Here is a 24,313-nt window from a genome sequence, read left to right as displayed (position 1 = left end):
ACCGGCATCCTCTCGTACGCGCGCCCGTCGGCGGTGGGCGCTGGTCAGCCCACGAAGGGCGGGACGGCGATCTCGCCGCGAGCCACCGGCATCACCTGGCCGGAGACCGTCGCGCCCACGGCCACTCCACCGGCCGCGGTCACCGTGCAGGCCAGCGCGGACGGGCGATTGATCTCGATGCCCTGGCGGACCGCGTACGCCGAGCGCCCCTCGCCGGGCAGCAGCCCGCTGGCGACCAGCCAGACCCCGAGGCCCAGCGCGGCCGAACCGGTGGCCGGGTCCTCCGGCACGCCGAGCCCTGGCACGAACACCCGCGCGTGCGCGGTCTGCGTGGCCGGGTCCCAGGAGAAGACGCTCACGTGCTCCACGCCGTACCGCTCCGCCGCCGGCGGGTTCAGCTTGGCCCGGGCCACCACGTCGGGGCGTACCGGAAGGTAGGGGAACTCCAGGCCGCAGCCGGCCACCCGCGGTGCCGGGCCGGCGTGGTCGGCGGCGGTGAGGCCGACCATCTCCAGCAGCGGCTCCGGGTCGAGCTCGGGGCCGAGGGTGGGCGTGCCGCCGGTGAGGGTCGCGCCCGTCGCGGTCACCTCGATCGGCAGCACCCCGGCACCGCACTCCTGGCTGACCTGGCCCGCGTCGAACATGCCACGTCGGCTCGCGGTCACCGCCGCGCCCACGCTCGGGTGGCCGGCGAACGGCAGCTCCTCGGCCGGGGTGAAGATCCGCGCCCGGTACGTCGCCCCGACCTGTGTCGGCGGCAGCACGAACACCGTCTCCGACAGGTTGAACTCCAGCGCGAGCGCCTGCATCTGTTCGGTGGCCAGCCCTTCCGCGCCGAACACCACGGCCAGCGGGTTGCCGGCGAACGGGCGGTCGGTGAAGACGTCCACGATCTCGTAGGCCAAGGTCGACATGTTGATAAACACTAGGCCCTTAGGCTGGTGCTGTGAGCACGCCGAACCGGGTCTACCTCGCTCGACTCGCCGGAGTCGCCGTCTTCGACCCGAACGGCGACCAGGTGGGCCGGGTCCGCGACGCGGTCGCCCGGCTGCGGCCGAGCCCGCAGTCGCCCGAGGTGGTGGGTCTGGTCGCCGAGATGCCGATGCGCCGGCGCATCTTCCTCTCCATCAACCGGATCACCTCCATCGACCCGGACGCCGTCGTCCTGGGCAGCGGCACCCTCAATCTGCGCCGCTTCGAGAAGCGCCCCAACGAGCTGCTGGTGCTGCAGGAGCTGCTGGACCGGCGGGTGCAGTTGGAGAACGGGCAGCCCGGCACGGTGGTCGACGTGGCGATGGAACGCAGCCGCGGCGGCGAGTGGCCGCTGACCCGGGTGGCCGTCCGCGAGCAGACCGGCCGGCTCACCCGCCGCGGTCACCTCCAGCAGGCCGAGTGGGACCGGGTACGCGGCCTCGGCGGGGTGGGCGACACCCGCGGTACGGCCAACCTCCTCGCCGTCCTGGAGGACATGCGCCCCGCCGACCTGGCCAACGCGTTGCAGGACCTGCCCGACGCCCGACGCAACGAGGTGGCGGCCGCGCTGGACGACGAGCGCCTCGCCGACGTGCTCAGCGAGCTGCCGGAGCACGACCAGGTGGAGATCCTGGCCGCACTGGACCGGGAACGCGCCGCCGACGTGCTCGAGGAGATGGAGCCGGACGACGCCGCCGACCTGCTCAACGAGCTGCCGCCGCCGGAGCAGGACGTGCTGCTGGACCTGATGGAGCCGGACGAGGCCGACCCGGTACGCCAGCTGCTGCGCTACGCCTCGGGCACCGCGGGCAGCGTGATGACCTCCGAGCCGGTAATCCTGCCCCCGGACGCCACGGTGGCCGAGGCGCTCGCCCGGATCCGGGAGCCGCAGCTCTCCCCCGCCGTGGCCGCCCAGGTCTTCGTGACCCGCGCCCCGATGACCACCCCCACCGGCCGCTACCTGGGCATGGTCCACTTCCAGCGGCTGCTCCGGGAGCCCCCGGCCGACCTGCTCGGCGGGGTGGTGGTCAACGACATCGACCCGCTGCGACCGACCACCCCGCTGCCGGAGATCACCCGCCGGATGGCCACCTACGACCTGGTCGCCATGCCGGTGGTGGACCGCAACAACCGGCTCGTCGGGGCGGTGACCGTGGACGACGTGCTGGACCACTCGCTGCCCCGCGACTGGCGCAACCGGGACGTCGTACCGGCCCCGGCCGCCGCCGAGGCGGAGACCCTGGACGGTGGCGATGGCTGACCAGCGACGGGCCGAGCGACTGGACCAGCCACGCGAACCCCGGGGCGTCCGGCTGCCCCGGGTCGACCAGGAGACCTTCGGCCGGTGGTCCGAGGGGATCGCCCGCGGCATGGGCACGGCCAACTTCATCGTCTACATGACGCTGGTCATCGGCGCGTGGTTCGCCTGGAACACCCTCGCTCCGCCGAGTTGGCGCTTCGACCCGTACACCTTCACCTTCCTCACCCTGCTCCTGTCCATCCAGGCCTCGTACGCGGCCCCGCTGATCCTGCTGGCCCAGAACCGGCAGTCGGACCGGGACCGGATCGCGCTGGAGGAGGACCGGCGGCGCGCCACCATGCAGAAGGCCGAGACGGAATACCTGGCCCGGGAGATCGCCGCGCTGCGGATCGCCGTGGGCGAGGTGGCCACCCGGGACTTCGTCCGCTCGGAGCTGGCCCGGCTGGCCGAGGAGCTGGACGAGGCGGCGCAGCGGCGGCAGCGGCGGGAGCGCCGGCCGCCGGCCCGGGAACCCCGGCGGCACAGTGGCGAGCCACTCGACGAGCCGCAGGACGAACTGGACGGCGACTACGCCCGGGACCGGCGCCCGGAGGGCTGAGCCGGGCGGTGACCGGCACCGCCGCCCAGGCCGCCGGCAGCCGCCGGAAAGTATTGAACGCCGCGCGCCTCAAGGGGCCAGGCGAGCGACGTTCGTCTCGATCGTCCCACTTCGCGGCACGGCCCGTCCACCCCTCGGTCGCGTCATCGATTCGCTCACACCGGCCCCCGCCAACGGCGGACGCCAATGACCAGCGACGTAGCATTGCGGGCATGTCAGCACCCGTCAGCACCGTCTCCGACGCGATCCAGGCCGCCCTGGCCACCGTCAACGACCCGGAGATTCGTCGGCCCATCACCGAGCTCGGCATGGTCCGTTCCGCCGAGGTCGGCGACGACGGCGTCGTCCGGGTCGAGCTGCTGCTCACCGTGGCCGGCTGCCCGCTGAAGGACAAGCTGCGTACCGACATCACCGCGGCCGTCGGCGGGGTGCCCGGCGTGACCGGCGTCGAGATCGACTTCGGCGTGATGAGCTCGGAACAGCGCCAGGAGCTCCAGTCGAAGCTGCGCGGGGGCGGCGGCCAGGAACCGGTCATCCCGTTCGCCCAGCCCGGCTCCCGCACCCGGGTGTACGCCGTCGCCAGCGGCAAGGGCGGCGTCGGCAAGTCCAGCGTCACGGTCAACCTGGCCGCCGCGCTGGCCGCCCGTGGCCTCTCGGTCGGCGTGGTGGACGCCGACATCTACGGCCACTCGGTGCCCCGGATGCTCGGCGCCGAGGGCGCCCCGACCCGGGTCGAGGACATGATCATGCCGCCGCAGTCGCACGGCGTGAAGGTCATCTCGATCGGCATGTTCACCCCGGGCAACACGGCCGTCGTCTGGCGCGGTCCGATGCTGCACCGGGCGCTGCAGCAGTTCCTCGCCGACGTCTACTGGGGTGACCTGGACGTGCTCCTGCTGGACCTGCCCCCGGGCACCGGCGACATCGCGATCTCGGTGGCCCAGCTGCTGCCGAACGCGGAGATCCTGGTCGTCACCACCCCGCAGACCGCCGCCGCCGAGGTGGCCGAGCGGGCCGGCGCCATCGCGCTGCAGACCCACCAGCGGGTGGTCGGCGTCATCGAGAACATGTCCTGGCTGGAGCTGCCGGACGGGTCCCGGATGGAGGTCTTCGGGGCCGGCGGCGGCGAGGCGGTCGCCGAGTCGCTGACCCGGACCATCGGCGCGCAGGTGCCGGTGTTGGGGCAGATCCCGCTGGACACCCGGGTCCGCGAGGGCGGCGACGCCGGCACCCCGATCGTGCTGGCCCAGCCGGACGCACCGGCCGCCAAGGCGATCCTGCAGGTCGCCGACCGGCTGGCCGTCCGCCGCGAGTCCCTGCTCGGCAAGCCCCTGGGCCTCAAGCCCGCCGGCCGCTGACCCCCTGGCCCACTGACCTCCCTGACCCACCTCACCGACCCTCCCCGGCCTCCCGCCCGGGAGGGTCGCTGAGGTTCCGGCCCGCCTCGTTGATCATGGGGTTTGCGACACGCCGATCCGTGCGCCGCCAACCTCATGATCAACGGCGCCGGAAGGCGGGAAGCCCTGGGGCGGGCGGGTCAGGTGGCGTCGTCGTAGCTGGCGCGGGGGGCCGGGGCGGGGGCCGTGCCGCCGGTGGCGGTGATCGGACGGCTGTTGTTCCGCACGTCGGCCGCCTTCGCGACCTCCTTCAGGTCGTCGTGCACGCCGCTGACGTCCGCGCGCAGGCCGTCGTACATGCTCTGCAGCGGCTTCCGGATGGCCTGCTCGTCCTCCTCGCTGAGCAGGTGCTTCCGGATGAACGCCTTCGGGTGCAGGTCCTCCAGCTGGATGTCGGTGCCCAGCTCACGGCTCAGGTCGCCGGTGGCGTTCCGGGCCATGGCGCGCAGGTTACGGACCATCCGGAGCCCGTCGTTGATCACGGTGGGCAGCCGGTCGCCGAAGATCAGCAGCGCCAGGAGCAGCAGGGCGCCGATCTCCCACCAGTTCAGGTTCTCGAACACTCCGGCCTCCTCGTCCGCGTCCATGGCAAGACTACGCACGTCACCGGGCTGTCCGGGAGGGGGAGAGGGGTGCTCACTTCGCGTCTGCGGCCAGCGTTACCGAAGCGTTCTGCCGGCTTGTACCCCGCCGATACTCCACCGTCACCACCGATCCGGGGGCGTACTTGCGGACGAGTGCCACCAGATCGGTCGGGTCGGTCATCGGATGCCGGTTGAGCCGGAGCACCACGTCCCCGGCACGCAGCCCGGCCGCCGCCGCCGGCCCGGACGGCTCGACCGCGTTGAGACGTACGCCACCGCCGGACACGCCGGTGCCGCCCACCTGGGCGCCGATCACCGTGCGCCGAGCCTTGCCGGTGCCGATGATGTCCTGGGTGATCCGCTTCGCCTGGTTGATCGGAATGGCGAAGGCGAGCCCGATGTTGCCGGCCTCCTGCCCGTCAGCGACCAGCGACTTGATGGTCGAGTTCACCCCGACCACCCGGCCGCCGGAGTCGACCAGCGGGCCGCCGGAGTTGCCGTGGTTGACCGCCGCGTCGGTCTGGATCGCCGCGTAGTAGCGCGTCGGGCCGCCCGGCTCGCCGGCCTGCATGGTCCGGTCCACCGCGCTGACGATGCCGGCGGTGACCGTGTTGGCGAGCGAGAGCGGCGAGCCGATGGCGAGCACCGGATCCCCGACGGCGAGCGCGTCCGAGTCGCCGAACTCCACCGGCCGCAACCCGGTACGCGTCACCTTGATCACGGCGATGTCCGACTCCGGATCCTGCCCGACGACCGTGGCCGCCGCGGAGCTGCCGTCGTGGAAGATCACCGTGGCCTTGCCGGGGCCGCCGGCGACGACGTGGTCGTTGGTGATGATGTGCCCCTCGGCGCTGACCACGAAGCCGGAGCCCTCGCTGGTGCCGCCCAGGCTGGCCACCCGGATGGTCACCACGCTGGGCAGCACCTTCTCGGCGACGCCGGCCAGGGACTCGGGCTTGCGCTGGGCGAGCGCCGGAGCCGACGGGGACGGCGCGCCGAGGGTCGTCACCGCACTGCCGCGCAGGACGGCGTACGTCAGGGCACTGCCGAGCGAGCCGGCCAGCAGGGCGGTGATGAGCGAGACGAGCACCACCTGCCGCAGCTTCGGCCGGCCCGGCGCGTCCGGGTCGGTCACCGGCTCCGGTTCGCCGGCGCCGACCGGGGCGGCGGGGACCACCACCGCGGCGGGTGCGTACGGGTCGCGCCACGGATCGGCGAGTGCGTCGGACCACCAGGGCGACGTCGTGCCGCCCCCGGCGCCCTGAAGGCCCTGCGGCCAGCTCCCGGGGAACGTGCCGTCCCCGGCGCCGTATGTGCCCTGGGGGCGCTGCGGCGGACTCCCGGGGGTCGTGCCACCCCCGGCGCCCGGTATGCCCGGGGGCGGACTCCCGGGCACCGGCCCTCCCGCCGGTGCCGGTGTCCCGCCGGGCTGGCGCCAGTCCCAGCCGTCGGTCACGTCGGTGCCTCCCAGTCCGTCCCGCACGTCCCGTCGCGCGGGGCCGGCGAAGCCGGCCGTGCCGCACGGGACACCGTCCAGGATTGCACGAATGCCCCGAACGGAGTCAGGGGTTGCCCGGCCGTGATCGTCGCGCGGCACACTCGCGGCTGCGCGCCTTGGATCGCGCCTCTAGGCTCATAGCGCAAACCGACCCCTCGCACCACTCCCGCCGCCCGGAGGTGTCCCATCGCCACGGTCGCCAGCTCCGGCAACGCGACGGCCCAGGCGCTCCAGTTCGCCGAGTCGTACGTCACTGAGGATCTCGTGCTGCGGACGGCCCGCAGTCTCGCCCACGAGGTGGGCGTGGAGGCGGTGACGCCGGGGGCCGGGGCCGCGCTGCGACTGCTCGCCGCCGCCGGCAACGCCCGGGCGGTGGTGGAGATCGGCACCGGCACCGGGGTCAGCGGCGTCTGGCTGCTGCGCGGCATGCGGCCCGACGGGGTGCTCACCACCATCGACCTGGAGGTGGAGCACCAGCGGATCGCCCGGCGGCTCTTCGTGGAGGCGGGCTTTCCGTCCGGGCGTACCCGGATCATCACCGGCCGGGCCCTCGACGTGCTGCCGCGGCTCGCGGACGGCGCCTACGACCTGGTCTTCGTGGACGCGGAGGCGACCGGCTTCACCGCCTGTGTGGACGCCGCGCTGCGGCTGCTGCGGCCCGGCGGGGTGCTCGCGCTCAACGGCACCCTCGCCGGTGGCCGGATCGGCGATCCCGCCGCCCGGGACGTGGAGACGGTCACCGTCCGGGAGACCATCAAGGCGATCCGGGAGTCGGAGCACTGGATCCCCGCGCTGCTGCCGGTCGGCCACGGCCTGCTCGTCGCCGTGAAGGCCTGATTCGCCGGGCGGCCGCCCGCCGTCAGCTCAGGGTCGCCAGCCAGCGCAGCAGCCCGCGTACGCCCCAGCCGGTGGCGCCCCGGGTCAGCTCGCCGTGCACGTCCTCCGACCAGGAGGGGGCGGACATGTCCACGTGCACCCAGCGGTCCCGCAGGTCGCCGGTGAACTCGCGCAGGAACAGGGCAGCGGTGATGGACTTGGCCGGGTCCGGGGAGCTGTGCAGGTCGGCCACGTCGCTGCCCAGGTATTCGACGTAGTCGGTGGGCAGCGGCATCCGCCAGGCGCGCTCGCCGGCCGCCTCGATCGCGGCCAGCAGGTCGGCGGCGAGCTGATCGTTCTCGCTGTAGAGGGCGCCGTGCCGCTTGCCGAGCGCCACCGCGTTCGCGCCGGTCAGGGTGGCCAGGTCGACCAGCAGGTCGGGGCGGAGCTCGCGCTCCGCGTACGCCAACGCGTCGGCCAGCACCAGCCGGCCTTCGGCGTCGGAGTTGGTGCTCTCGCTGGTCAGGCCGCCGTAGTGGCGGATGATGTCGCCGGGGCGGAACGCCGAGCCACTGACCATGTTCTCGGCGAGCGGCGCGAGTGTGGTGATCCGCACCGGTAGCCGCAGCGCGGCGGCGCCCAGGGTCGCGGCGACCACCGCGGCGGCGCCCGCCATGTCCTTGCGCATCAGCTTCATGGCCGGCACCGGCTTGATCGAGATGCCACCGGTGTCGAAGGTGATCCCCTTGCCGACCAGCACCACGTGGGTACGCGCGTCCGCCGGCCGCCAGTCCAGCTCGACCAGGCGGGGGCCGCTGGCCGAGCCACCGCCGACGGCGAGGATGCCGCCGAAGCCCTCCGCCGCCAACTCCTCCGGACCGCGTACCCGCAGGTTCAGGTCGGGGCGGTCGGTCGCCGCGGCCGCGACCTGAGCGGCGAACCAGCCCGGGTTCTTGGTCGAGGAGGGGGTGTTGGTCAGGTCGCGGGCCAGCCGGGTCATCTCGGCGGTGGTCCGGGCGGCCGCCAGGGTCGGGGCGAGCGTGTCCGGGTCGGGCACCACGACGTCCACCTCGGCCAGCGCGGGCGCCCCGCCGGCCTCGGTCAGCCGGAACCGGTAGGAGCCCAGCAGCAGCCCCTCGACCAGGCCGCGGAGCGCCTCCGCCGCGTCCGCCGGGAGGGCCACCGTGACGTACGTCTCATCCTTGGCGGCGCGGGCCAGCGCCGCGCCCGCGCTCCGCCAGCCGTGCTCGTCGCCGTCGCCGATGCCGAGCAGCACCAGGCGCGCGGGCGTGCCGCCCGGGCGCAGGTGCTCCCGGACCTCACCCGCGGCACCGGTCAGCCGGGCGGCGGGGAGCAGCGCGGTCGCCTCGGCCCGGACGTCGTCGCCGGGCGGCGAGGCGGTGGGGACCAGCGCGGGCGGGCGGTCCGGCCCAACGGGACGAACGGGCAGGACGAGGGTGTCGAGCCGCTCGGGCTCGCGCACCAGACGAATGGCCAGCACGCTGGACCGCACCTCCGAAAAGTTCTCAAAACGGGATAACTCGCCGAAGCGAGCCGACGAAGGCCCTGAGCCACCGGCGGTGCCGGTGGCTCAGGGTAGGACGAACCGTTCGCGCGACCCGGGCCGCGCGGACCGCTCCTCGCTCAGCCGGCGGCCGCCTTCAGCGCGTCACCCAGCGCGGTGGCCTCGTCGGGAGTCATCTCGACGACGAGCCGGCCACCACCCTCCAGCGGGACCCGCATGACGATGCCCCGGCCCTCCTTGGTGACTTCCAGCGGACCGTCGCCCGTCCGCGGCTTCATCGCCGCCATGTTGTCTCCCCTCAGACCTACACCAGGGTCGGTGGGTTGCCCCACAGCCACTTCGCCATAACCACCCGCAACCATCGCGGGGGCGTCGACCAACGATTTTCCCTGATGAACACCGCCGGACCCAAACCGAAGCAGCATTGATGTAACAGCATCTAGCTTATCTTGGATAGGCCTGTCACAATGTGCGGTCATGCAGGCACGGTCGGCACTCTTCGACCTGTACGGCGACCACCTCCGGGCGAGGGGTGGGCGCGCACCGGTCGCCGCCCTGGTCAAGCTGCTGGCGCCGCTCGGGATCGCCCCTCCGGCCGTCCGCACCGCGGTCTCCCGGATGGTCCGCCAGGGCTGGCTCGAACCGCTCCGGCTCGCCACCGGACCCGGTTATGCGATCACGCCGAAAGCGGCCCGGCGACTCGACGAGGCGGCCTCCCGGATCTACCGCACCGGCCGGCACAGCTGGGACGGGCGGTTCGACATGCTGGTGCTGGAGGCGCCGACGTCCCGGCGGGACCGGCAACGGCTCGCCGCCAACCTGACCTTCCTCGGCTACGGCACCCTCGACGACTGCACCTGGGTGGCGACCCGCCCCGGTGAGGACGTCGACGTCCTGCTCGCCGAGGCGGGCGTGCACTACGAGCGGTTCACCGCCGCCCACGCCGCCGGCAACCCCGGCGCGATGGGGGTGGTCCGCCGGGCCTGGGACCTGGCCGAGATCGGCCGGGCGTACGAGCGGTTCGTGGCGGAGCAGAAACCCCTGCTGTCCGGCGTCACCGTGCGCAGCAGCGACGAGGAGGCGTACGCGGCCCGGTTCCGGCTCGTGCACGCGTGGCGTACCTTCCTCTTCCGGGATCCGCAGCTGCCCCCGGCGCTGCTTCCCGAGCGCTGGCCGGGCACCAACGCGGCCGGTTTCTTCGACCGGCACGCGGCCCGGCTCCGGCCGGCCGCCGACCGGTACGTCGAGCACTGCCTCGACGCCAGCAACCGCCTCGCCCGACAGAAGGGTCGTTAGAACGTGACCGAGCCGCTGCTCGTCGACCGCACCGACGCCGTCGTCACCCTGACGCTGAACCGCCCGAACGCGATGAACTCGCTGGACGTGTCGCTCAAGGAGGCGCTCCGCGACACCCTCGCCGAGCTGGAGACCGACCGGTCCTGCCGGGCGGTCGTGCTGGCCGGGGCGGGCGGCTCGTTCAGCGCCGGGCAGGACCTGCGGGAGCACGTGCAGACCCTCGAATCCGCCGACACCGACCAACTGGCCACCGTGCGGGCCCACTACAACCCGATCGCCGCCCGGCTGGCCAACCTGCCCAAGCCGGTGGTCGCCGCGGTCCGGGGCATGGCCGCCGGGGCCGGCGCCTCGCTGGCATTCCTCGCCGACTTCCGGATCGGCGGGCCGAAGACGAAGTTCCTGATGGCCTTCGCCGGAGTCGGGCTCGCCGCCGACACCGGCGCCTCCTGGACGCTGCCCCGGCTCGTCGGACACGCCAAGGCCGTCGAGTTGCTGATGCTCGCCGAGCCGGTGGGCGCCGAGGAGGCGGGCCGGCTGGGCCTGCTCACCCGCCTGGTGGACGACGACGAGCAGGTGCTGCCGGCCGCGCAGGAGCTGGCCACCCGGCTCGCCGCCGGCCCGACCGTCGCGTACGGGGCGATCAAGCGCCAGCTCTCCATCGCCGACGCCGGCACCCTCGCCGACGCCCTCGCGGCCGAGGCGCAGGCGCAGTCGATCTGCGGCGCCACCGCCGACCACAAGGCGGCCACCCTGGCGTTCGTCAACAAGCAGAAGCCCACCTTCGCAGGCCACTGACCCCACCGGGGCTTCCCCGCGCGCCGCCCTGGCGACGGTCAGTCGTCCTCTTCGGGATCCTGGTTGGCCGCCACGCCGAGCACGTACGCCTGCATGGCCAGCTCGTCGCCGGTCGGCGAGACGAAGGCGGGCAGCTCGCGGGGGCCCAGTTCCTGCACGTACGACCAGAAGAGCCGGACCGCCTCGGCGGGCGAGGCCGCCTCGATCGGCAGGTCGAGGCTGACCAGCCAGGACCGCCGGGCGGGCGGCGGGCCGAGCAAGGCGGCCAGCTGCCCCCAGGCCGCCAGGTCCAGCCCGGTCACCGGCCCGTCGAGGGCCACGTCGGCCACCGGCACCGGCTCGTCGAGCACCCGCCGGGTGTACGTCACGACGAGCTCCCCCGGGCCGGCCTCGGACTGCGGGTCGTCCGGGTCCTCCCGGGTCTCCGCGGTGGCCAGGGCGACCCGGCCGAGCGCCACCAGCCGCAGCGGCTCGTCGACCAGCACGGCGACTGGGTCACCGGGCCGGGGCCGGGCGACGCCGTCCAGCCCGGTGAGCTCCAGGGTGTCGTGGTGCACCAGCCGCTCGGCCTCGTACCGCTCGGCGGGCAGCAGCACCGCCCAGGCGCCGGACGCGGTGCTCTCGGTCGTCCCGCTCGTACGGAGCTCGGTGTCGGTCATGGCGTCAATCCCATCACGCCGGGACGGTGCTGGCCCCGGCACGTCCGCCGGGCGCCGCCGGCGTCACGTCCCGACCGCGTCGAGGGTGACGTGGCAGCCGGCGAGATGGTCGTCCACCATGCCGGTGGCCTGCATCAGCGCATACGCGGTGGTGGGGCCGACGAAGCGGAAGCCCTGCTTCTTGAGCGCCTTGGCCAGCGCGGTCGACTCCGGGGTGAGCGCCGGCACCTCGGTGAACGACCGGGGCCGGGCCGGCCGGGGCGGCGGCGCGTAGGACCAGAGCAGCGCGGACAGGCCGCCAGGCAGCTCCAGGGCGGCCCGGGCGTTGGCGACGGCGGCTTCGATCTTGGCCCGGTTGCGGACGATCCCGGCGTCGGCCAGCAGCCGGGCCACGTCGGCCTCGCCGTAGCCGGCGACCTTCTCGATCCGGAACTCGTCGAAGGCGAGCCGGAACGCCGGCCGCTTGCGCAGGATGGTCAGCCAGGACAGCCCGGACTGGAACGCCTCCAGGGTCAGCCGCTCGTAGAGCGCGTCGTCGCCACGGAGCGGCCGGCCCCACTCCCCGTCGTGGTAGACGGCGTAGTCCGGCGTGCTCGCTCCCCAGGCGCAGCGGTGCAGCCCGTCGGCGCCGATCACCAGGTCAGTCACGGCGTCAAGGCTAGGCCGACCCACCGACAACGAGCGACGACGGCCCCCCGCAGGCTCAGGGCAGCCGGCCCTGCTCGACCAGCCGGGCGAACTTCTTCAGCGCCTGGGTGAGGCTGAATTTTGAGCCGGGCCAGAGCACCGGCCAGGCCACCCGGCCAGCGGTCCCGCCGGGCAGGTGGAACCACTCGTGCCAGACCACCTGGGTCCGGTCCCGCTCCACCGGGGTGCAACGCAGCACCCCGGGTCCGCGCAGCAGCTTGCCGCAGTGAACCACGCCGACCTCGTACGGGGCGTCCACCCGGACCACCCGCATCTCGTCCCGCAGCACCGCCGGGCCGAGCGTGGTGACCGCCTCGACCAGGCTCCCCTCGCCGCCGTCGCCCTCCACCACCCGCACCGTGGTGAGCGGGATCCAGTCGGACTGCCGTTCCCAGGCGGTCAGCGCGGCGAAGACCCGCTCGGCCGGCGCGTCGACGACCACCGTCGCGGTGACCTCGGCGGCACCGGGTTGGGCCGCCTCGCCGAGCGATTCGCCCTCCGGGCCGGTCACGCCGACTCCGAGCGGACCACCGCGCCGCGCTCCCGCTCGCCGTCGGGGACCGGGGCGGTCGCCCCGGTGGGGCCACCGGCCGGGGTGCCGGCGGCCGGGGCGGAGGTGGGGCCGGCCGGCGGCCGGTCGGCGGCGGCCCGATCGGTCGCTGCCTCGTCGGCGGGTGCCGCGACCGGGGCTACTGGGCCGGGGGGCGCCGGGGTGTCCGAGGGGAGCATCGCCTCGTCCTCCACGGCCGCGGCGGCCGGTGCCGCGGCCAGCCCCGCCTCGGCGGTCAGCGCGTCCGTCGAACTGTCGGCGGCCGCGTCGGCGGAGGTCCCGGTGGTCTCGCCGGCCCCGTCGGCCGGGGCGTCGGCGGGGCTGCTCCCGGCGGTCGGGCTGTCGGCCGGCTCCGTGCCGGCGGCCTGCTCCCGGGTCCGGCGCAGCACGTCGGCCTCCTCGGTCCGCCCCGCCCGGAGCGCGGCGATCTCGGCCTCGAGCACGCCGATCAACTCGGACTTGTAGCCGATGTCGTACGCGGCCCGGCGCATCGCCTGGTCGACCTGGGCCATCCGGTAGCCACGCAGCGCGGTGTCGAAGCGCACCTCGGCGATGTCCGACTCGTCCAGCGGGCGGCTGCCCGGCAGGGGCACGGCCCACCCGTCCGGCTCGGTGGGCACCAGGCCCGGGTCCCGCCCGGAGACCAGCACCGTCACCCCGAACACCACCGCCGCGACGGTCAGCGCCACGACCAAGAGGAGCAGAACGTCACCCATGGGGAGATCGTGGCATGCGGGCGCGCATCGGGCGAGCCCTCCACCCGCACCGATCATGATTCAAAACCCGGCGTACCGGGCGGGCCGGCCGGGGACCGACCGGATAGCGTCGGGGGCGTCCGGCGGACGACCGGGGCCGGGGCGGAGATCAGGAGGCGGGCATGACCGGGGCGCTGCGGCTCGGTGGGCGGACCTTCTCCCCCGGCGAGCTGGTGGTGATGGCGATCGTCAACCGCACCCCGGACTCGTTCTTCGACCGGGGTGCCACCTTCGCGCAGGACAGCGCGCTGCGGGCCGTGGAACGGGCGGTGACCGAGGGCGCCGGGATCATCGACATCGGCGGGGTGAAGGCCGGCCCGGGCGACGAGGTCGACGTGGCCGAGGAGATCCGCCGGACGGTGGACACCATCGCCGCCGTCCGGGCCGCGTTCCCCGACGTGGTCATCTCGATCGACACCTGGCGGGCCGAGGTGGCTGTGGAGGCGGTGGCGGCCGGCGCCGACCTGCTCAACGACACCTGGTCGGGGGCGGACCCGGCGCTGGCCCGGGTCGCCGCGGAGACCGGCGCCGGCCTGGTCTGCTCGCACGCCGGCAGGCTCACCCCGCGGACCCGGCCGCACCGGGCCGCGTTCGACGACGTGGTGGCCGACGTAGTGGCCACGGTGACCGGGCTCGCCGACCGGGCGGTGGCCCTCGGCGTACGCCCGGACGGGATCCTGATCGACCCGGCGCACGACTTCGGCAAGAACACCCGGCACTCCCTGGAGATCACCCGCCGGCTCGACGAACTCACCGACACCGGGTGGCCGCTGCTGGTCGCCCTGTCGAACAAGGACTTCATCGGCGAGACGCTGGACCTGCCGGTGCCGGACCGGCTGGAGGGCACCCTGGCCGCCACCGCCGTCTCGGCCTGGCTCGGCGCCCGGGTGTTCCGCGCCCACCAGGTCCGCGAGACCCGCCGGGTGCTGGACATGGTCGCCTCGATCAAGGGGGACCGGCCGCCGACCCTGACCCGCCGCGGCCTGGCCTGAGCGAAGTCACGTCCAGCGGAGGATGTTCTTCCGCCAGGCGTAGAGGATGCCGAGCGCCACCACCGCGACGAAGACGGCCATCTCCACCACCGTCGTCGCGCCGAACCCCGGCCGGTCGAAGACCAGCGCCCAGGGGAAGAGGAAGACCGCCTCGACCGCGAAGAGCACGTACAGGTACGCGTAGACGTAGTACCTGATCTGCATCTGCGCCCAGTCGCCGCCGACCGGGTCGAGGCCGCACTCGTAGCTGGCCCGCTTCCCCCAGGGATCGGCCGGACGGCTGGGACGTAACACCCGATTGGCTGAGAACGCCGTGACGAAGAAGAGCACGGCGGCGAGCAGCAGGAGACCGAGGGTGGCGTACGAGCCGAGATAACCGGTCACGGTCGGGAGCCTACCGCTCCGCCCGCCAGCGGGCCCCGAACGCAGGTTTGTTGCGTTTTGGGGCCAAGGCCCGATGACAACCATGGCCGAAAAACGGAAACGAGCCTCACCGGAGGACAGATGACCCGCCCCCGCGTACGGCCCACCCGGCGGGCCGTGCACCGACGTACCTCGGTGCTGCTCCCGCCCGCGCTGGCCGCCGGCCTCGCGGCGGCGCTCGGCGTGGCGCCCGGGTGGGCCACCGCGTCGCCCACGGCGGCCGGCGTGGTGCGCGCGGCCACCGATCCGGCGACCGAGCCCGGCAGCGGCGCCCCCACCGGGGAACCGACCACGACCGAGCCGGCACCGACCACGGCGCCGCCGACCGAGAGCGCACCCCCGGGGACCACGCCGCCGGCCCCGACCAGCACCGGGCCGGCTCCGACCAGCACCGCTCCGGGCAAACCCCCGCCCACCACCACTGCGCCGACCACCACCGCACCGGCGCCGCCGCCGGCCGCCCCGCCCGGTCAGCCGGCCGGTGCTCGGCTCGGGGTACGGGTCACCACCGAGGACGTCACGGTGACCTCGGCGTACTGGAACGCCGACCGCACGGTCACCACACTGCGGGTGACCGTGACCAACACCGGCGGCAGCACCGCACGGATCCGGCTCGGCTACACGCTGCCGGCCGGCCTGACCGACGTGGGGACCGCGGGCTGCGCGCCCGCCGGGGGCGGCAGGTACCGCTGCGGCGAGTGGACCACCCCGCCGGGCGCCCGGTTCCGCAGCGCGATCCGGGTCCGGGTCGCCGGCACCGCCTGGCGGTCCATGCCGCTGGCCGGCTCGGTCCGGGTCACCGCCACCGCACCCGGGGTCAGGGGGTCGGCCACCGACGACGAGGGCTTCGCTGTCCTGTTCCCGCCCGGGCCGCCGGCGCCCGGCATCGCGCTCCGCGCCGAGGAGGTGCTCCTCGACGACAGCGGCGGCCCGACCACCCTGGCGGTACGCCTGGGCAACACCGGCCGGGTCGACGCCGCCGGCCAGGTCGACGTGGTCCTCCCCGACGGGGTGACCCCTGCCGGCCCGCCCACCGGCTGCACCGCCGTGACCCACGGCCGCACCCGGTGTGACCTGGGCACCGTGCCGGCGGGACGCACGGTCACCCTGCGGCTGCCGGTGGCGGCCACGCCGGAGGCCCGGCGCCGGGCCCCGCTGTCCGGCGCGGTCGCCGGTCGGCTGGAGCCCCGCAGCGGGCGGGACCGGCAGGTGCAGATGAGCTTCCGGATCACCTCCGCCGCCGCGCCGGCCAGCCCGGTCGTCGATACGCGCGGCTCGCAGGGCGAGTTGGATCACGCGGGACGGGCCGGGGGCGGGGACGACGCCAGCCCGGTGCGGACGGCCGTCGTCCTGATCGCCGCCTCCGGACTCGTGGTGGTGCTCGCGCTGGTCCTGGCGACCGCCTCGCTGCGCCGCCGGACGAGCGGCGGCCCAGCCGCGGCAGCCGCCACCCGGAGTGATCCGCCGGACCACTCCAGGCGTGCGGTGATCTGAGTTACGGTGACGGTACTAATGCCGCAAAGCCGGGCATACAGCCGGCCGAGCAGGTCCCACACGTCGGACCTCCACCAAGGTGGCCCTAACGGACCGACGTAGGCTCTGACGTGAGAAATGGAGCGGGCCGAACCGGGCACGGACGGCTCGCGATAGCAGCGCGTCAAGGAGGGCACGTGGCCGGGCAAGGCGGGGTCACCATCATGTTCAGCCGCCCGTGTGACGGCGCTGAGCGAAGCGAGGTGCGGGCGTGACCAAGCAGATCCGTCAACTGGACCGGGTGGTCATCCGGTTCGCCGGCGACTCCGGCGACGGCATGCAGCTCACCGGTGACCGGTTCACCTCGGAGACGGCCCAGCTGGGCAACGACATCTCCACGTTGCCCAACTTCCCGGCCGAGATCCGGGCCCCCGCCGGCACCCTGCCGGGCGTGTCGAGCTTCCAGGTGCACTTCGCCGACTACGACATCCTGACCCCGGGCGACGCGCCGAACGTGCTGGTGGCGATGAACCCGGCCGCCCTCAAGGCCAACCTGGCCGAGCTGCCGCGCGGCGCGGACATCATCGTCAACACCGACGAGTTCACGAAGCGCAACCTGGCCAAGGTGGGCTACACGACCAACCCGCTGGAGGACGGCTCGCTCTCCGGCTACGTGGTGCACCCGGTCGCGCTGACCTCGATGACGGTCGGCGCGCTGGCCGCGCACGAGGTGTCCAAGAAGGACGCCGAGCGGGCCAAGAACATGTTCGCGCTCGGCCTGCTGAGCTGGATGTACTCCCGCCCGTACGACTCGACGCTGCGCTTCCTGGAGCGCAAGTTCGCGGCCCGCCCCGAGCTGGTCGCGGCGAACGTGGCCGCCTTCCGGGCCGGCTGGAACTTCGGCGAGACCACCGAGGACTTCTCCGTCCGGTACGAGGTCAAGCCGGCCAGCATGGTGCCGGGCACCTACCGGAACATCACCGGCAACGCCGCGCTGTCGCTGGGCCTGGTGGCCGCCGGCGTCCGCTCCGGGCTGCCCGTCTTCCTCGGGGCGTACCCGATCACCCCGGCCTCGGACATCCTGCACGAGCTGAGCAAGCACAAGCGGTTCGGCGTGATCACCATGCAGGCCGAGGACGAGATCGCCGCGGTCGGCGCGGCGCTGGGTGCGTCGTACGGCGGGTCGCTCGGGGTCACCACCACCAGCGGCCCGGGCGTGGCGCTGAAGGGCGAGACCATCTCCCTGGCCGTGGCGCTGGAGCTGCCGCTGGTGATCGTCGACGTGCAACGCGCCGGGCCGTCCACCGGCATGCCGACCAAGACCGAGCAGGCCGACCTCAACATGGCGCTCTACGGCCGGCACGGCGAGGCCCCGGTAGCGGTGATCGCACCGAAGTCCCCGGCGGACTGCTTCTACGCCGCCCTGGAGGCGGCGCGGATCGCGCTGACCTACCGCACTCCGGTGATCCTGCTCTCCGACAACTACGTCGCCAACGGCTCCGAGCCGTGGCTGCTGCCGGACGTGGCGAGCCTGCCCGATCTCCGGGTCGACTTCGCCAGCCGGCCCAACGGCGAGGACGGCACCACGTTCCTGCCGTACCTGCGGGACCCGGAGACCCTGGCCCGGCCGTGGGCCGTCCCAGGCACCCCCGGGCTGGAGCACCGGATCGGCGGCCTGGAGAAGGCCGACAAGACCGGCGACATCTCGTACGACCCGGCGAACCACGACTTCATGGTGCGGACCCGGGCGGCGCGGATCGAGACGATCCCGGTGCCGGACGTCGAGGTGGAGGACCCGGACGGCGACGCCCGGGTGCTGGTGCTCGGCTGGGGCTCGACGTACGGCCCGATCGGGGCGGCCTGCCGTGGCCTGCGGCAGCGCGGGCTCTCCATCGCCCAGGCGCACCTGCGCCACCTGGCCCCGATGCCGGCCAACCTGGGCGAGGTGCTGCACGCGTACGACCGGGTGGTCATCCCCGAGATGAACCTCGGCCAGCTCGCCCACGTGATCCGGGCGAAGTACCTGGTCGACGCGATCGGCTACAACCAGGTCCGCGGCCTGCCGTTCACCGCCGCCGAGCTGGAGACGATGCTGGAAGAGGTCCTGAAGAATGTCTGAGCCCATCGCCCTCAAGCTCACCGCCAAGGACTTCAAGTCCGACCAGGAGGTGCGCTGGTGCCCCGGCTGCGGCGACTACGCCATCCTGGCGGCCGTGCAGGGCTTCATGCCGGAGCTGAACATCCCCCGGGAGAACATCGTCTTCATCTCGGGCATCGGCTGCTCGTCCCGCTTCCCGTACTACATGAACACCTACGGGATGCACTCGATCCACGGCCGCGCCCCGGCGATCGCCACCGGCCTGTCGGTGACCCGGCCGGACCTGTCGGTCTGGGTGGTCACCGGTGACGGCGACGCGCTCTCCATCGGCGGCAACCACCTGATCCACGCGCTGCGCCGCAACGTCAACCTCAAGATCCTGCTCTTCAACAACCGGATCTACGGCCTGACCAAGGGGCAGTACTCGCCGACCTCCGAGGTCGGCAAGATCACCAAGTCGACCCCGGTCGGCTCGGCGGACGCCCCGTTCAACCCGCTGTCGCTGGCGCTCGGCGCGGAGGCCACCTTCGTCGCCCGGACCATCGACTCCGACCGCAAGCACCTCCAGTCGGTGCTGCGGGCCGCCGCCGAGCACCAGGGCTCCGCGTTCGTGGAGATCTACCAGAACTGCAACATCTTCAACGACGGCGCGTTCGACCAGCTCAAGGAGCCGGCCACCCGGGACGACTACCTGATCCGGCTGGAGCACGGCCAGCCGATCACGTTCGGCAAGGACGGGCAGTTCTGCGTCGTCCACCCGCCGGGCGGCTTCGGCCTGGAGGTCCGCGACACCGCGGCCACCCCGGCCGAGGAGATCGTGGTGCACGACGCGGGCGTCACCGACCCCGCGTACGCCTTCGCGCTGTCCCGGCTGCCGGGGGCGGACCTGCGCAACACCCCGATCGGCGTGTTCCGCTCGGTGACCCGGCCGGCGTACGACAGCGTGGTGCAGGAGCAGGTCGCCACGGCGAAGGCCACCGTCGACGAGACGCCGGAGCAGCAGCTCGCCGGGCTCCTCGCCAGCGGTGACACCTGGACGATCAGCTAGCGTCCGCCGAGACAAGGAAAGGGCCCGCGACCACCGGTCGCGGGCCCTTTCGTTGAGCTGTGTAGCGATCCCGGTCAGAAGACCAGGTTGTAGGAGCCCCAGCCGGTGGCGATCACCTGGCCGCGGCCGTCGATCCACTTGCCGTGCCCGTCGGTGGTGTAAATGCGCATGCTGTTGGTGCCGTCGACGCCCAGCATGTCCACCATGTTGTCGCCGTTCCAGTCACCCGGCGTGAGGATGTTCTTGAACCCGCCCCAGCCGGTGCCGATGAGCGTGCCCTTCGGGTTGGTCCAGCCACCCGTGCCGTTCGACTGGTACAGCTTCAGCTCGCCGACGCTGGTGCGGCCGATCAGCACCTCCAGGCCGTCACCCTTCCAGGCGCCCGGGGTGAGGAACAGGTTGAACGTGTTCCAGCCGGTGCCGATCAGGGTGCCCTTCGGGTTGTCCCAGCCGCCCTGGCCGTTGCTGGTGTAGCGGATGAGCTCGCCCTTGGAGTTGCGGACCATCAAGCTCGGGCGGTTGTTGCCCAGCCAGTTGTTCGTCACCATCAGGGCGGTGAAGCCGCCCCAGCCGGTGCCGATCAGCTTGGGGCTGCCGAGGAAATTGCCGGCGCCGTCGGTGTTGTAGATCCACAGCTCGTTGGCCGTGTTCACCGCCATGATCGACGGCTTGTTGTCGCCGTTCCAGTTGTAGACCCGGAAGACGCGCTTGAAGCTGCCCCAACCGCTGCCGATGATCCGGCTCGACCAGATGCCGCCGTACCCGTCGTTGAAGAACCCGCTACCCAGGAAGAGCCGCAGGTTGCCGGCCGTGTCCCGGCCGATCAGGTCGGTGTGGCCGTCGCCGGTCCAGTCGGCGTTGACCAGCGGCGGGCGGGTGTAGTCCGCCTTGATCGCGTTGGAGTAGTAGCCCAGCTCCTCGTAGAAGCCCGGGTGCTCACCGCAGTTGCCGTAGCCCCAGTCGGTGAGGCCGACCTGCTTGTTGTTCACCAGCAGCGGGCCGCCGGAGTCTCCGCCGCAGGTGTCGGCGGACGGCGCGGCGGGCGTGCCGTTCCCGGCGCAGAGCATCCGGTTGGCGTCGTACCCGATGCCGGCCCGGTTGGCGTCGGTGGCACAGTAGCTGTCGGTCTGGATCGGCACCGACGCCTTGCGCAGCCGGGTGTCACCCCTGACGTTCGGGTCCGACGTCGTGACGCCGTACCCGACGATGTCCGCCGTGTTGCCGGGCGCGTACGCCGTCTCGCCCTGCGCGCTGAAGGTGACCGGCGTGTACTCGACCGGCAGGTCCTTCTTGAGCGTGAGGACGGAGACATCGTCGAGGATGATGTTGCTGCCGTTGTACTGCGCGGCGATGTTCCAGTTCTGGTGGGTCCAGGTGGAACCGACCTCCGCGACGTAGCCGGCGGTGGTGATGATCTTGCCGTTGGCGTCGAGGAGCTGGTCGTGCCCGGCGATGACCCGGGTGGTGCCCGCTCCATCAGCGGTGCAGTGCGCCGCCGTCAGCACCTTGTTGCGGGCGATGATCGTGCCGGTGCACCAGCCGTAGCCGCCCCCTTCGAGGTAGGTGACGACCCCCACGATGTAGGGGTAGTCAGCCGCGCTGACGGTGGTGCCGCCGACGATCCGCGGAGTCGCGCCAGTGCCCTTCGACTGGAACCGGGGGCCGTACGCGCCCGGGGCGGGCGGGGTGAAGTTCCCCTCCCGGAAGTGCGGCAGCTTCGTCGGCCGTTCGGCCTGGGCGGTGCTCCCCACGTCGTACGCGCCGCCCGCCGGGGCGGCCTGGACGACCGTTCCCGGCGCGACGATCGCCGCACCGCCGAGAGCGATGCCGGCCACAATTCCGGCCGCCCGTCGCCGTCGGGTTCCTGCGTTTTCTGCCTCTTGAGCCATAGTTTTCCCGTCGTTTGGTTACCGAGGCACTCGAAACTGCCGTCGCGACGCGGCACCCAGCGGAGGCTGAGAACGAGACACACGAGCTCCATACGCTCGCGTGACAGTGAATCCCCCGTGCCCGGGCCAAGCTAATGGCGCCGGCGACCGACCGGTTGCCGCGCCCGTTGGCAGTTCCAAGCGGCCACACGCTAACAAGTCCGCGCCGAAAGATAAACATCCAAGTGGTTGATCGTGAATGTCCGACCGACCCTTGGTCCGGCATATCGCGGCACCCGACCACCTCGCCCGGCACCCGAACGCGCCCGACGGCAACCGGATCAGGGTGCGGCGGCCGTCGCCTGGGGGCGGTCGTCGCGGACGTACACGACCATGTCGCCGGTCTCGATCTCCGCACCGGCCCGGTCGGTGAGCGTCACCACCCGGCCCCGCCGGACCAGGGCGATCACCAGGGAGTCCAGTTCGCGCGGCGACCTGCCCACCTCGTCGCGCTCCGCCGAGCGCATCGCCAGCGCCATGCCCTGCCCCGGGGTGAGCAGGTCCTCCACCACGTCGATCAGCGGCGGGGCGGAGGTGGAGAGGCCGAGCAGCCGGCCGGCGGTCGCCGAGGAGACGATCACGTGGTGCGCGCCACTCTGCTTGAGCAGCGGGGCGTTCTCCGCCTCGCGTACCGCCGCGATGATCCGGACCTGGCCGGCGGTGAGCTGCCGCACGGTCAGCGCCACCAGCACCGAGGCGTCGTCACTGTCGGTCGCGATGATCACCGCGCGGGCGGTCCGGATGTGCGCCTGCTCCAGCACCGCCGACCGGGTCGCCGAACCCTCGATGGCGACCAGCCCGGCCGAGGTGGCCTGCCGCAGCGCGGCACCGCTCCGCTCCACCACCACGATCCGGGACTTGTCCGTCCCGTTCTCCAGCAGTGCGGAGACCGCGCTCCGGCCCTTGGTGCCGTAGCCGCAGATGATGACGTGATCCTTCACGGTCCTCCTCCATCGCGACAGGCGACGGCCGGTCCGGTACTGCTCGGTCAGGACTTCCAGGGTGGTGCCGACCAGGATGATCAGGAACAGCACCCGGGCCGGGGTGACGAACACGACGTTGACCAGCCGCGCCGAGGGGCTGGCCGGGGTGATGTCGCCGTAGCCGGTGGTGGAGAGCGAGACCACCGCGTAGTAGAAGCAGTCGAGGAGGGTCATCCCGTCCTCGTTGACGTCGCGGTAGCCGTCGCGATCGAGCCAGACCGCGGCCACCACGGCGCAGACCAGGGCCAGGGCGGCGAGCAGGCGCAGACTGAGCGCGCTCAGCGGCCCCCGCCGTTGCGCGGGAAAATGGATCACTGGCGGTCCTGCTCCGCCACGGTCACCTGCACGAGCACAAGATAGCCGTTGCGGCGGGCTCCGGCCTCCCGGGTCGCGGTCCGCGCCCGCATGACGTGCCCGGCCGTCGGACGGGGCATGATGGGGACGTCCCGGGACGACGACCGCGAGGAGGCCCGCATGTCGTTGCTGCGACGGGTGATCGGCGGGGTGCTCCGCCGGGTACGGCTGCGGCAGGGCCGGACGCTGCGCGAGGTGGCCCAGGCGGCCGGGGTGTCGCTGCCGTACCTCTCGGAGGTGGAGCGCGGCCGCAAGGAGGCGTCCTCGGAGGTGTTGGCCGCCATCTGCCGGGCCCTCGGGATCCACCTCTCCGACCTGCTCGAGGAGGCCCGCGACGAGCTGCGGCAGGTCGAGCGGCGGACGCCGGTGACGTCGGGGGTGGCCCTGGCCCGGCTGGACCGGGTGCCGGCGGCACACGGCCCCCGCACCGGTCCGCACGTGCGGGTGGGTGGTGCGCCCCGGCTGCACGTCGCCCGGCGTCCCGCCCTGCCGGCGCCGCTGCTCGGCGGGTCGCTGCGGCTGCCGGAGGCCGCGTTCCCGCTCGTCGGCGCGAGCCTCGGTTACCCGGCGCCGACGACCGTCGGGTCCGGCACCCGGATCTGGCTGTTCCCCGCGCCGACCGACGCGCGGCGTCGCCCGCGTCCCTCGGCCACGCTGGCCAGACGGCGGGCCCGGGCGGGCCGGCGGCGACTGGCCGCGGCCTAGGGCCCGCCGGTTCTGCCCACGGCGGATCTGCCGCGGGCAGAAACCCTGGGCCCGGGGCCACCGTCCGCCGGACGCTGGAGACCGCCGGTTCCCGGGCGGCCCGTCGCCCGCCGGTGGCACGGAGGGTGGTCAGGTCATGGGGTACGGCATCTGGATGCTGGACGAGGGGCAGCCGTCCCTCGGCGATCGGGTCTTCGAGCGGCTGCTCGCCGAACGCATCATCTTCCTCGGCACCGAGGTCACCGACGCCTCGGCCAACCAGATCTGCGCGCAGATCCTGCTGCTCGCGGCCGAGGATCCGGAGCGGGACATCTTCCTCTACATCAACTCGCCGGGCGGCTCGGTCAGCGCCGGGATGGCCGTCTACGACACGATGCAGTACGTCAAGAACGACGTGGCGACGCTGGCGCTCGGGATGGCCGGCTCGATGGGGCAGTTCCTGCTCTGCGCCGGGACGGCCGGCAAGCGGTTCGCCCTTCCCCACTCGCGGATCATGATGCACCAGCCGTCCGGCGGGTTCGGTGGCACGGTCGCCGACATCAGCATCCAGGCGGAGAACATGCTGCACGTGAAGCGGACCATGCAGGAGCTGATCGGCCGGCACAGCGGGCGCCCGCTGCCGGAGATCCAGCGCGACTGGGACCGGGACCGCTGGTTCACCGCCGAGGAGGCCCGCGAGTACGGCCTCATCGACCAGGTCGTCGCCCGAGCCGAGCAGCTCGCCGCCTGACCGCCGCCGGTCGGCACGGGGGCGACCGGCCGGGCGCGCGTGGCGCAGATCGCCCGGAACGTGCGCGGGCATCGGCGACGGCCGGTGCCGGACCCGCCCCCTCGATCGCGTCCGACACCGGTCGCGGGTGGTGGCCGCGAAGGCTCGATATGCACCGGAGCCTATGGTCGGGACGACGCCTGTGCA

The 24,313-nt window shown here is 73.3% G+C and carries 24 protein-coding genes and 1 pseudogene; 12 read left to right on the top strand and 13 right to left on the bottom strand.

The annotated features are described in order from the left end of the window. Window positions 1-44: 44 nt before the first annotated feature. Complete coding sequence (locus tag ABZ783_RS13680) at window positions 45-914, bottom strand: PhzF family phenazine biosynthesis protein (protein WP_073840049.1); 870 nt, start codon at window positions 912-914, stop codon at window positions 45-47. Window positions 915-946: 32 nt separating this feature from the next. Between ABZ783_RS13680 and ABZ783_RS13675 the strand changes: the two genes are divergently transcribed. The 3 genes from ABZ783_RS13675 (at window position 947) to ABZ783_RS13665 (ending at window position 4,189) form a co-directional block, all read left to right on the top strand. Next, a complete protein-coding gene (locus ABZ783_RS13675) occupies window positions 947-2,233 on the top strand; it encodes a CBS domain-containing protein (RefSeq protein ID WP_357437270.1) in 1,287 nt (428 codons plus the stop codon). Further along, window positions 2,226-2,831: a DUF1003 domain-containing protein gene (locus ABZ783_RS13670; RefSeq protein ID WP_357437268.1), complete on the top strand. Its 606-nt coding sequence runs from the start codon at window positions 2,226-2,228 to the stop codon at window positions 2,829-2,831. Before ABZ783_RS13675 ends, ABZ783_RS13670 begins: the two co-directional genes overlap by 8 nt. Window positions 2,832-3,043: 212 nt before the next feature. Further along, a complete protein-coding gene (locus ABZ783_RS13665; protein WP_357437265.1) occupies window positions 3,044-4,189 on the top strand; it encodes an Mrp/NBP35 family ATP-binding protein in 1,146 nt (381 codons plus the stop codon). Between the two features lie 179 nt (window positions 4,190-4,368). On the opposite strand, the gene ABZ783_RS13660 is transcribed toward ABZ783_RS13665, so the two are convergent. Both ABZ783_RS13660 and ABZ783_RS13655 read right to left on the bottom strand, forming a co-directional pair. Further along, complete coding sequence (locus ABZ783_RS13660; RefSeq protein WP_357437877.1) at window positions 4,369-4,791, bottom strand: preprotein translocase subunit TatB; 423 nt, start codon at window positions 4,789-4,791, stop codon at window positions 4,369-4,371. Window positions 4,792-4,864: 73 nt separating this feature from the next. Further along, window positions 4,865-6,268 (bottom strand): trypsin-like peptidase domain-containing protein, encoded by a 1,404-nt coding sequence (locus ABZ783_RS13655; RefSeq protein ID WP_357437262.1) that lies wholly within the window; start codon window positions 6,266-6,268, stop codon window positions 4,865-4,867. 228 nt (window positions 6,269-6,496) lie between these two features. On the opposite strand from ABZ783_RS13655, the gene ABZ783_RS13650 reads away from it, so the two are divergent. Beyond that, window positions 6,497-7,147 carry an O-methyltransferase gene (locus ABZ783_RS13650; RefSeq protein WP_357437875.1) on the top strand — a complete coding sequence of 217 codons (651 nt, stop codon included), beginning with the start codon at window positions 6,497-6,499 and terminating at the stop codon, window positions 7,145-7,147. 22 nt (window positions 7,148-7,169) lie between these two features. Here the strand turns inward: ABZ783_RS13650 and ABZ783_RS13645 are convergent, their stop codons facing one another. Continuing rightward, window positions 7,170-8,627, bottom strand: coding sequence for a leucyl aminopeptidase family protein (locus ABZ783_RS13645; protein ID WP_357437260.1), 1,458 nt, complete (start codon window positions 8,625-8,627; stop codon window positions 7,170-7,172). A gap of 143 nt (window positions 8,628-8,770) precedes the next feature. Then, the gene (locus ABZ783_RS13640; protein WP_013283866.1) at window positions 8,771-8,938 is read right to left on the bottom strand and encodes a DUF3117 domain-containing protein; all 168 of its coding nucleotides are present in this window, start codon (window positions 8,936-8,938) and stop codon (window positions 8,771-8,773) included. 190 nt (window positions 8,939-9,128) lie between these two features. Here ABZ783_RS13640 and ABZ783_RS13635 point away from each other — a divergent pair, with 190 nt between their 5' ends. Further along, window positions 9,129-9,947, top strand: coding sequence for a PaaX family transcriptional regulator C-terminal domain-containing protein (locus ABZ783_RS13635; protein WP_357437258.1), 819 nt, complete (start codon window positions 9,129-9,131; stop codon window positions 9,945-9,947). Between the two features lie 3 nt (window positions 9,948-9,950). After that, window positions 9,951-10,742, top strand: a complete 792-nt coding sequence (locus tag ABZ783_RS13630; RefSeq protein WP_357437256.1) for an enoyl-CoA hydratase-related protein — start codon at window positions 9,951-9,953, stop codon at window positions 10,740-10,742. Window positions 10,743-10,780: 38 nt separating this feature from the next. On the opposite strand, the gene ABZ783_RS13625 is transcribed toward ABZ783_RS13630, so the two are convergent. From ABZ783_RS13625 to ABZ783_RS13610, 4 genes and pseudogenes are all read right to left on the bottom strand, one after another. Beyond that, window positions 10,781-11,401, bottom strand: a complete 621-nt coding sequence (locus ABZ783_RS13625; protein WP_357437253.1) for a hypothetical protein — start codon at window positions 11,399-11,401, stop codon at window positions 10,781-10,783. Window positions 11,402-11,464: 63 nt separating this feature from the next. Beyond that, window positions 11,465-12,049 carry a DNA-3-methyladenine glycosylase I gene (locus ABZ783_RS13620; protein ID WP_357437251.1) on the bottom strand — a complete coding sequence of 195 codons (585 nt, stop codon included), beginning with the start codon at window positions 12,047-12,049 and terminating at the stop codon, window positions 11,465-11,467. Window positions 12,050-12,104: 55 nt separating this feature from the next. Continuing rightward, complete coding sequence (locus tag ABZ783_RS13615) at window positions 12,105-12,599, bottom strand: SRPBCC family protein (RefSeq protein ID WP_357437248.1); 495 nt, start codon at window positions 12,597-12,599, stop codon at window positions 12,105-12,107. 386 nt (window positions 12,600-12,985) lie between these two features. Continuing rightward, a pseudogene (locus tag ABZ783_RS13610) lies at window positions 12,986-13,354 on the bottom strand (DivIVA domain-containing protein); the annotation flags it as partial. A 161-nt stretch (window positions 13,355-13,515) separates the two neighbouring features. Here ABZ783_RS13610 and folP point away from each other — a divergent pair. Then, a complete protein-coding gene (gene folP, locus ABZ783_RS13605) occupies window positions 13,516-14,385 on the top strand; it encodes a dihydropteroate synthase (RefSeq protein ID WP_357437245.1) in 870 nt (289 codons plus the stop codon). Window positions 14,386-14,391: 6 nt separating this feature from the next. On the opposite strand, the gene ndhC is transcribed toward folP, so the two are convergent. After that, on the bottom strand, window positions 14,392-14,769 hold the full coding sequence (gene ndhC, locus ABZ783_RS13600) for an NADH-quinone oxidoreductase subunit A (protein WP_357437244.1): 378 nt from the start codon (window positions 14,767-14,769) through the stop codon (window positions 14,392-14,394). Window positions 14,770-14,889: 120 nt separating this feature from the next. Here ndhC and ABZ783_RS13595 point away from each other — a divergent pair, with 120 nt between their 5' ends. The 3 genes from ABZ783_RS13595 to ABZ783_RS13585 all read left to right on the top strand — a co-directional run bounded on the left by ABZ783_RS13595 (window position 14,890) and on the right by ABZ783_RS13585 (window position 19,427). Beyond that, complete coding sequence (locus tag ABZ783_RS13595) at window positions 14,890-16,302, top strand: hypothetical protein (protein WP_357437242.1); 1,413 nt, start codon at window positions 14,890-14,892, stop codon at window positions 16,300-16,302. 250 nt (window positions 16,303-16,552) lie between these two features. Continuing rightward, window positions 16,553-18,400 (top strand): 2-oxoacid:acceptor oxidoreductase subunit alpha, encoded by a 1,848-nt coding sequence (locus ABZ783_RS13590; protein ID WP_357437240.1) that lies wholly within the window; start codon window positions 16,553-16,555, stop codon window positions 18,398-18,400. Then, complete coding sequence (locus ABZ783_RS13585; protein ID WP_357437238.1) at window positions 18,393-19,427, top strand: 2-oxoacid:ferredoxin oxidoreductase subunit beta; 1,035 nt, start codon at window positions 18,393-18,395, stop codon at window positions 19,425-19,427. The genes ABZ783_RS13590 and ABZ783_RS13585 overlap by 8 nt, the downstream gene beginning before the upstream one ends. 74 nt (window positions 19,428-19,501) lie before the next feature. Here ABZ783_RS13585 and ABZ783_RS13580 read toward each other — a convergent pair whose 3' ends face one another. The 3 genes from ABZ783_RS13580 to ABZ783_RS13570 form a co-directional block, all read right to left on the bottom strand. Continuing rightward, window positions 19,502-21,262: a trypsin-like serine protease gene (locus ABZ783_RS13580; protein ID WP_357437237.1), complete on the bottom strand. Its 1,761-nt coding sequence runs from the start codon at window positions 21,260-21,262 to the stop codon at window positions 19,502-19,504. A 374-nt stretch (window positions 21,263-21,636) separates the two neighbouring features. Further along, window positions 21,637-22,653 carry a potassium channel family protein gene (locus ABZ783_RS13575; protein WP_073840066.1) on the bottom strand — a complete coding sequence of 339 codons (1,017 nt, stop codon included), beginning with the start codon at window positions 22,651-22,653 and terminating at the stop codon, window positions 21,637-21,639. Then, a complete protein-coding gene (locus ABZ783_RS13570; protein ID WP_357437236.1) occupies window positions 22,650-22,772 on the bottom strand; it encodes a hypothetical protein in 123 nt (40 codons plus the stop codon). Before ABZ783_RS13570 ends, ABZ783_RS13575 begins: the two co-directional genes overlap by 4 nt. 40 nt (window positions 22,773-22,812) lie before the next feature. Between ABZ783_RS13570 and ABZ783_RS13565 the strand changes: the two genes are divergently transcribed. Both ABZ783_RS13565 and ABZ783_RS13560 read left to right on the top strand, forming a co-directional pair. Then, window positions 22,813-23,397: a helix-turn-helix transcriptional regulator gene (locus ABZ783_RS13565; protein ID WP_357437235.1), complete on the top strand. Its 585-nt coding sequence runs from the start codon at window positions 22,813-22,815 to the stop codon at window positions 23,395-23,397. Between the two features lie 136 nt (window positions 23,398-23,533). Further along, window positions 23,534-24,127, top strand: a complete 594-nt coding sequence (locus ABZ783_RS13560; protein WP_357437234.1) for an ATP-dependent Clp protease proteolytic subunit — start codon at window positions 23,534-23,536, stop codon at window positions 24,125-24,127. The last annotated feature ends 186 nt before the right edge of the window (window positions 24,128-24,313 follow it).

It is taken from the genome of Micromonospora sp. NPDC047738 (genome assembly GCF_040642675.1).
GTDB lineage: Bacteria > Actinomycetota > Actinomycetes > Mycobacteriales > Micromonosporaceae > Micromonospora.
The sequence above is the reverse complement of the archived record's forward strand: the minus strand, read 5'-3'. Positions and strand labels throughout refer to the sequence as shown.

Bases quoted from the DNA above. Each gene is read 5' to 3' on its own strand.
- ABZ783_RS13680 (WP_073840049.1), bottom strand. From the start codon at position 914: ATGTCGACCTTGGCCTACGAGATCGTGGACGTCTTCACCGACCGCCCG.
- ABZ783_RS13670 (WP_357437268.1), top strand. From the start codon at position 2,226: ATGGCTGACCAGCGACGGGCCGAGCGACTGGACCAGCCACGCGAACCC.
- ABZ783_RS13665 (WP_357437265.1), top strand. From the start codon at position 3,044: ATGTCAGCACCCGTCAGCACCGTCTCCGACGCGATCCAGGCCGCCCTG.
- ABZ783_RS13640 (WP_013283866.1), bottom strand. From the start codon at position 8,938: ATGGCGGCGATGAAGCCGCGGACGGGCGACGGTCCGCTGGAAGTCACC.
- ABZ783_RS13635 (WP_357437258.1), top strand. From the start codon at position 9,129: ATGCAGGCACGGTCGGCACTCTTCGACCTGTACGGCGACCACCTCCGG.
- ABZ783_RS13625 (WP_357437253.1), bottom strand. From the start codon at position 11,401: ATGACCGACACCGAGCTCCGTACGAGCGGGACGACCGAGAGCACCGCG.
- folP (WP_357437245.1), top strand. From the start codon at position 13,516: ATGACCGGGGCGCTGCGGCTCGGTGGGCGGACCTTCTCCCCCGGCGAG.
- ABZ783_RS13595 (WP_357437242.1), top strand. From the start codon at position 14,890: ATGACCCGCCCCCGCGTACGGCCCACCCGGCGGGCCGTGCACCGACGT.
- ABZ783_RS13585 (WP_357437238.1), top strand. From the start codon at position 18,393: ATGTCTGAGCCCATCGCCCTCAAGCTCACCGCCAAGGACTTCAAGTCC.
- ABZ783_RS13570 (WP_357437236.1), bottom strand. From the start codon at position 22,772: ATGCCCCGTCCGACGGCCGGGCACGTCATGCGGGCGCGGACCGCGACC.
- ABZ783_RS13565 (WP_357437235.1), top strand. From the start codon at position 22,813: ATGTCGTTGCTGCGACGGGTGATCGGCGGGGTGCTCCGCCGGGTACGG.
- ABZ783_RS13560 (WP_357437234.1), top strand. From the start codon at position 23,534: ATGGGGTACGGCATCTGGATGCTGGACGAGGGGCAGCCGTCCCTCGGC.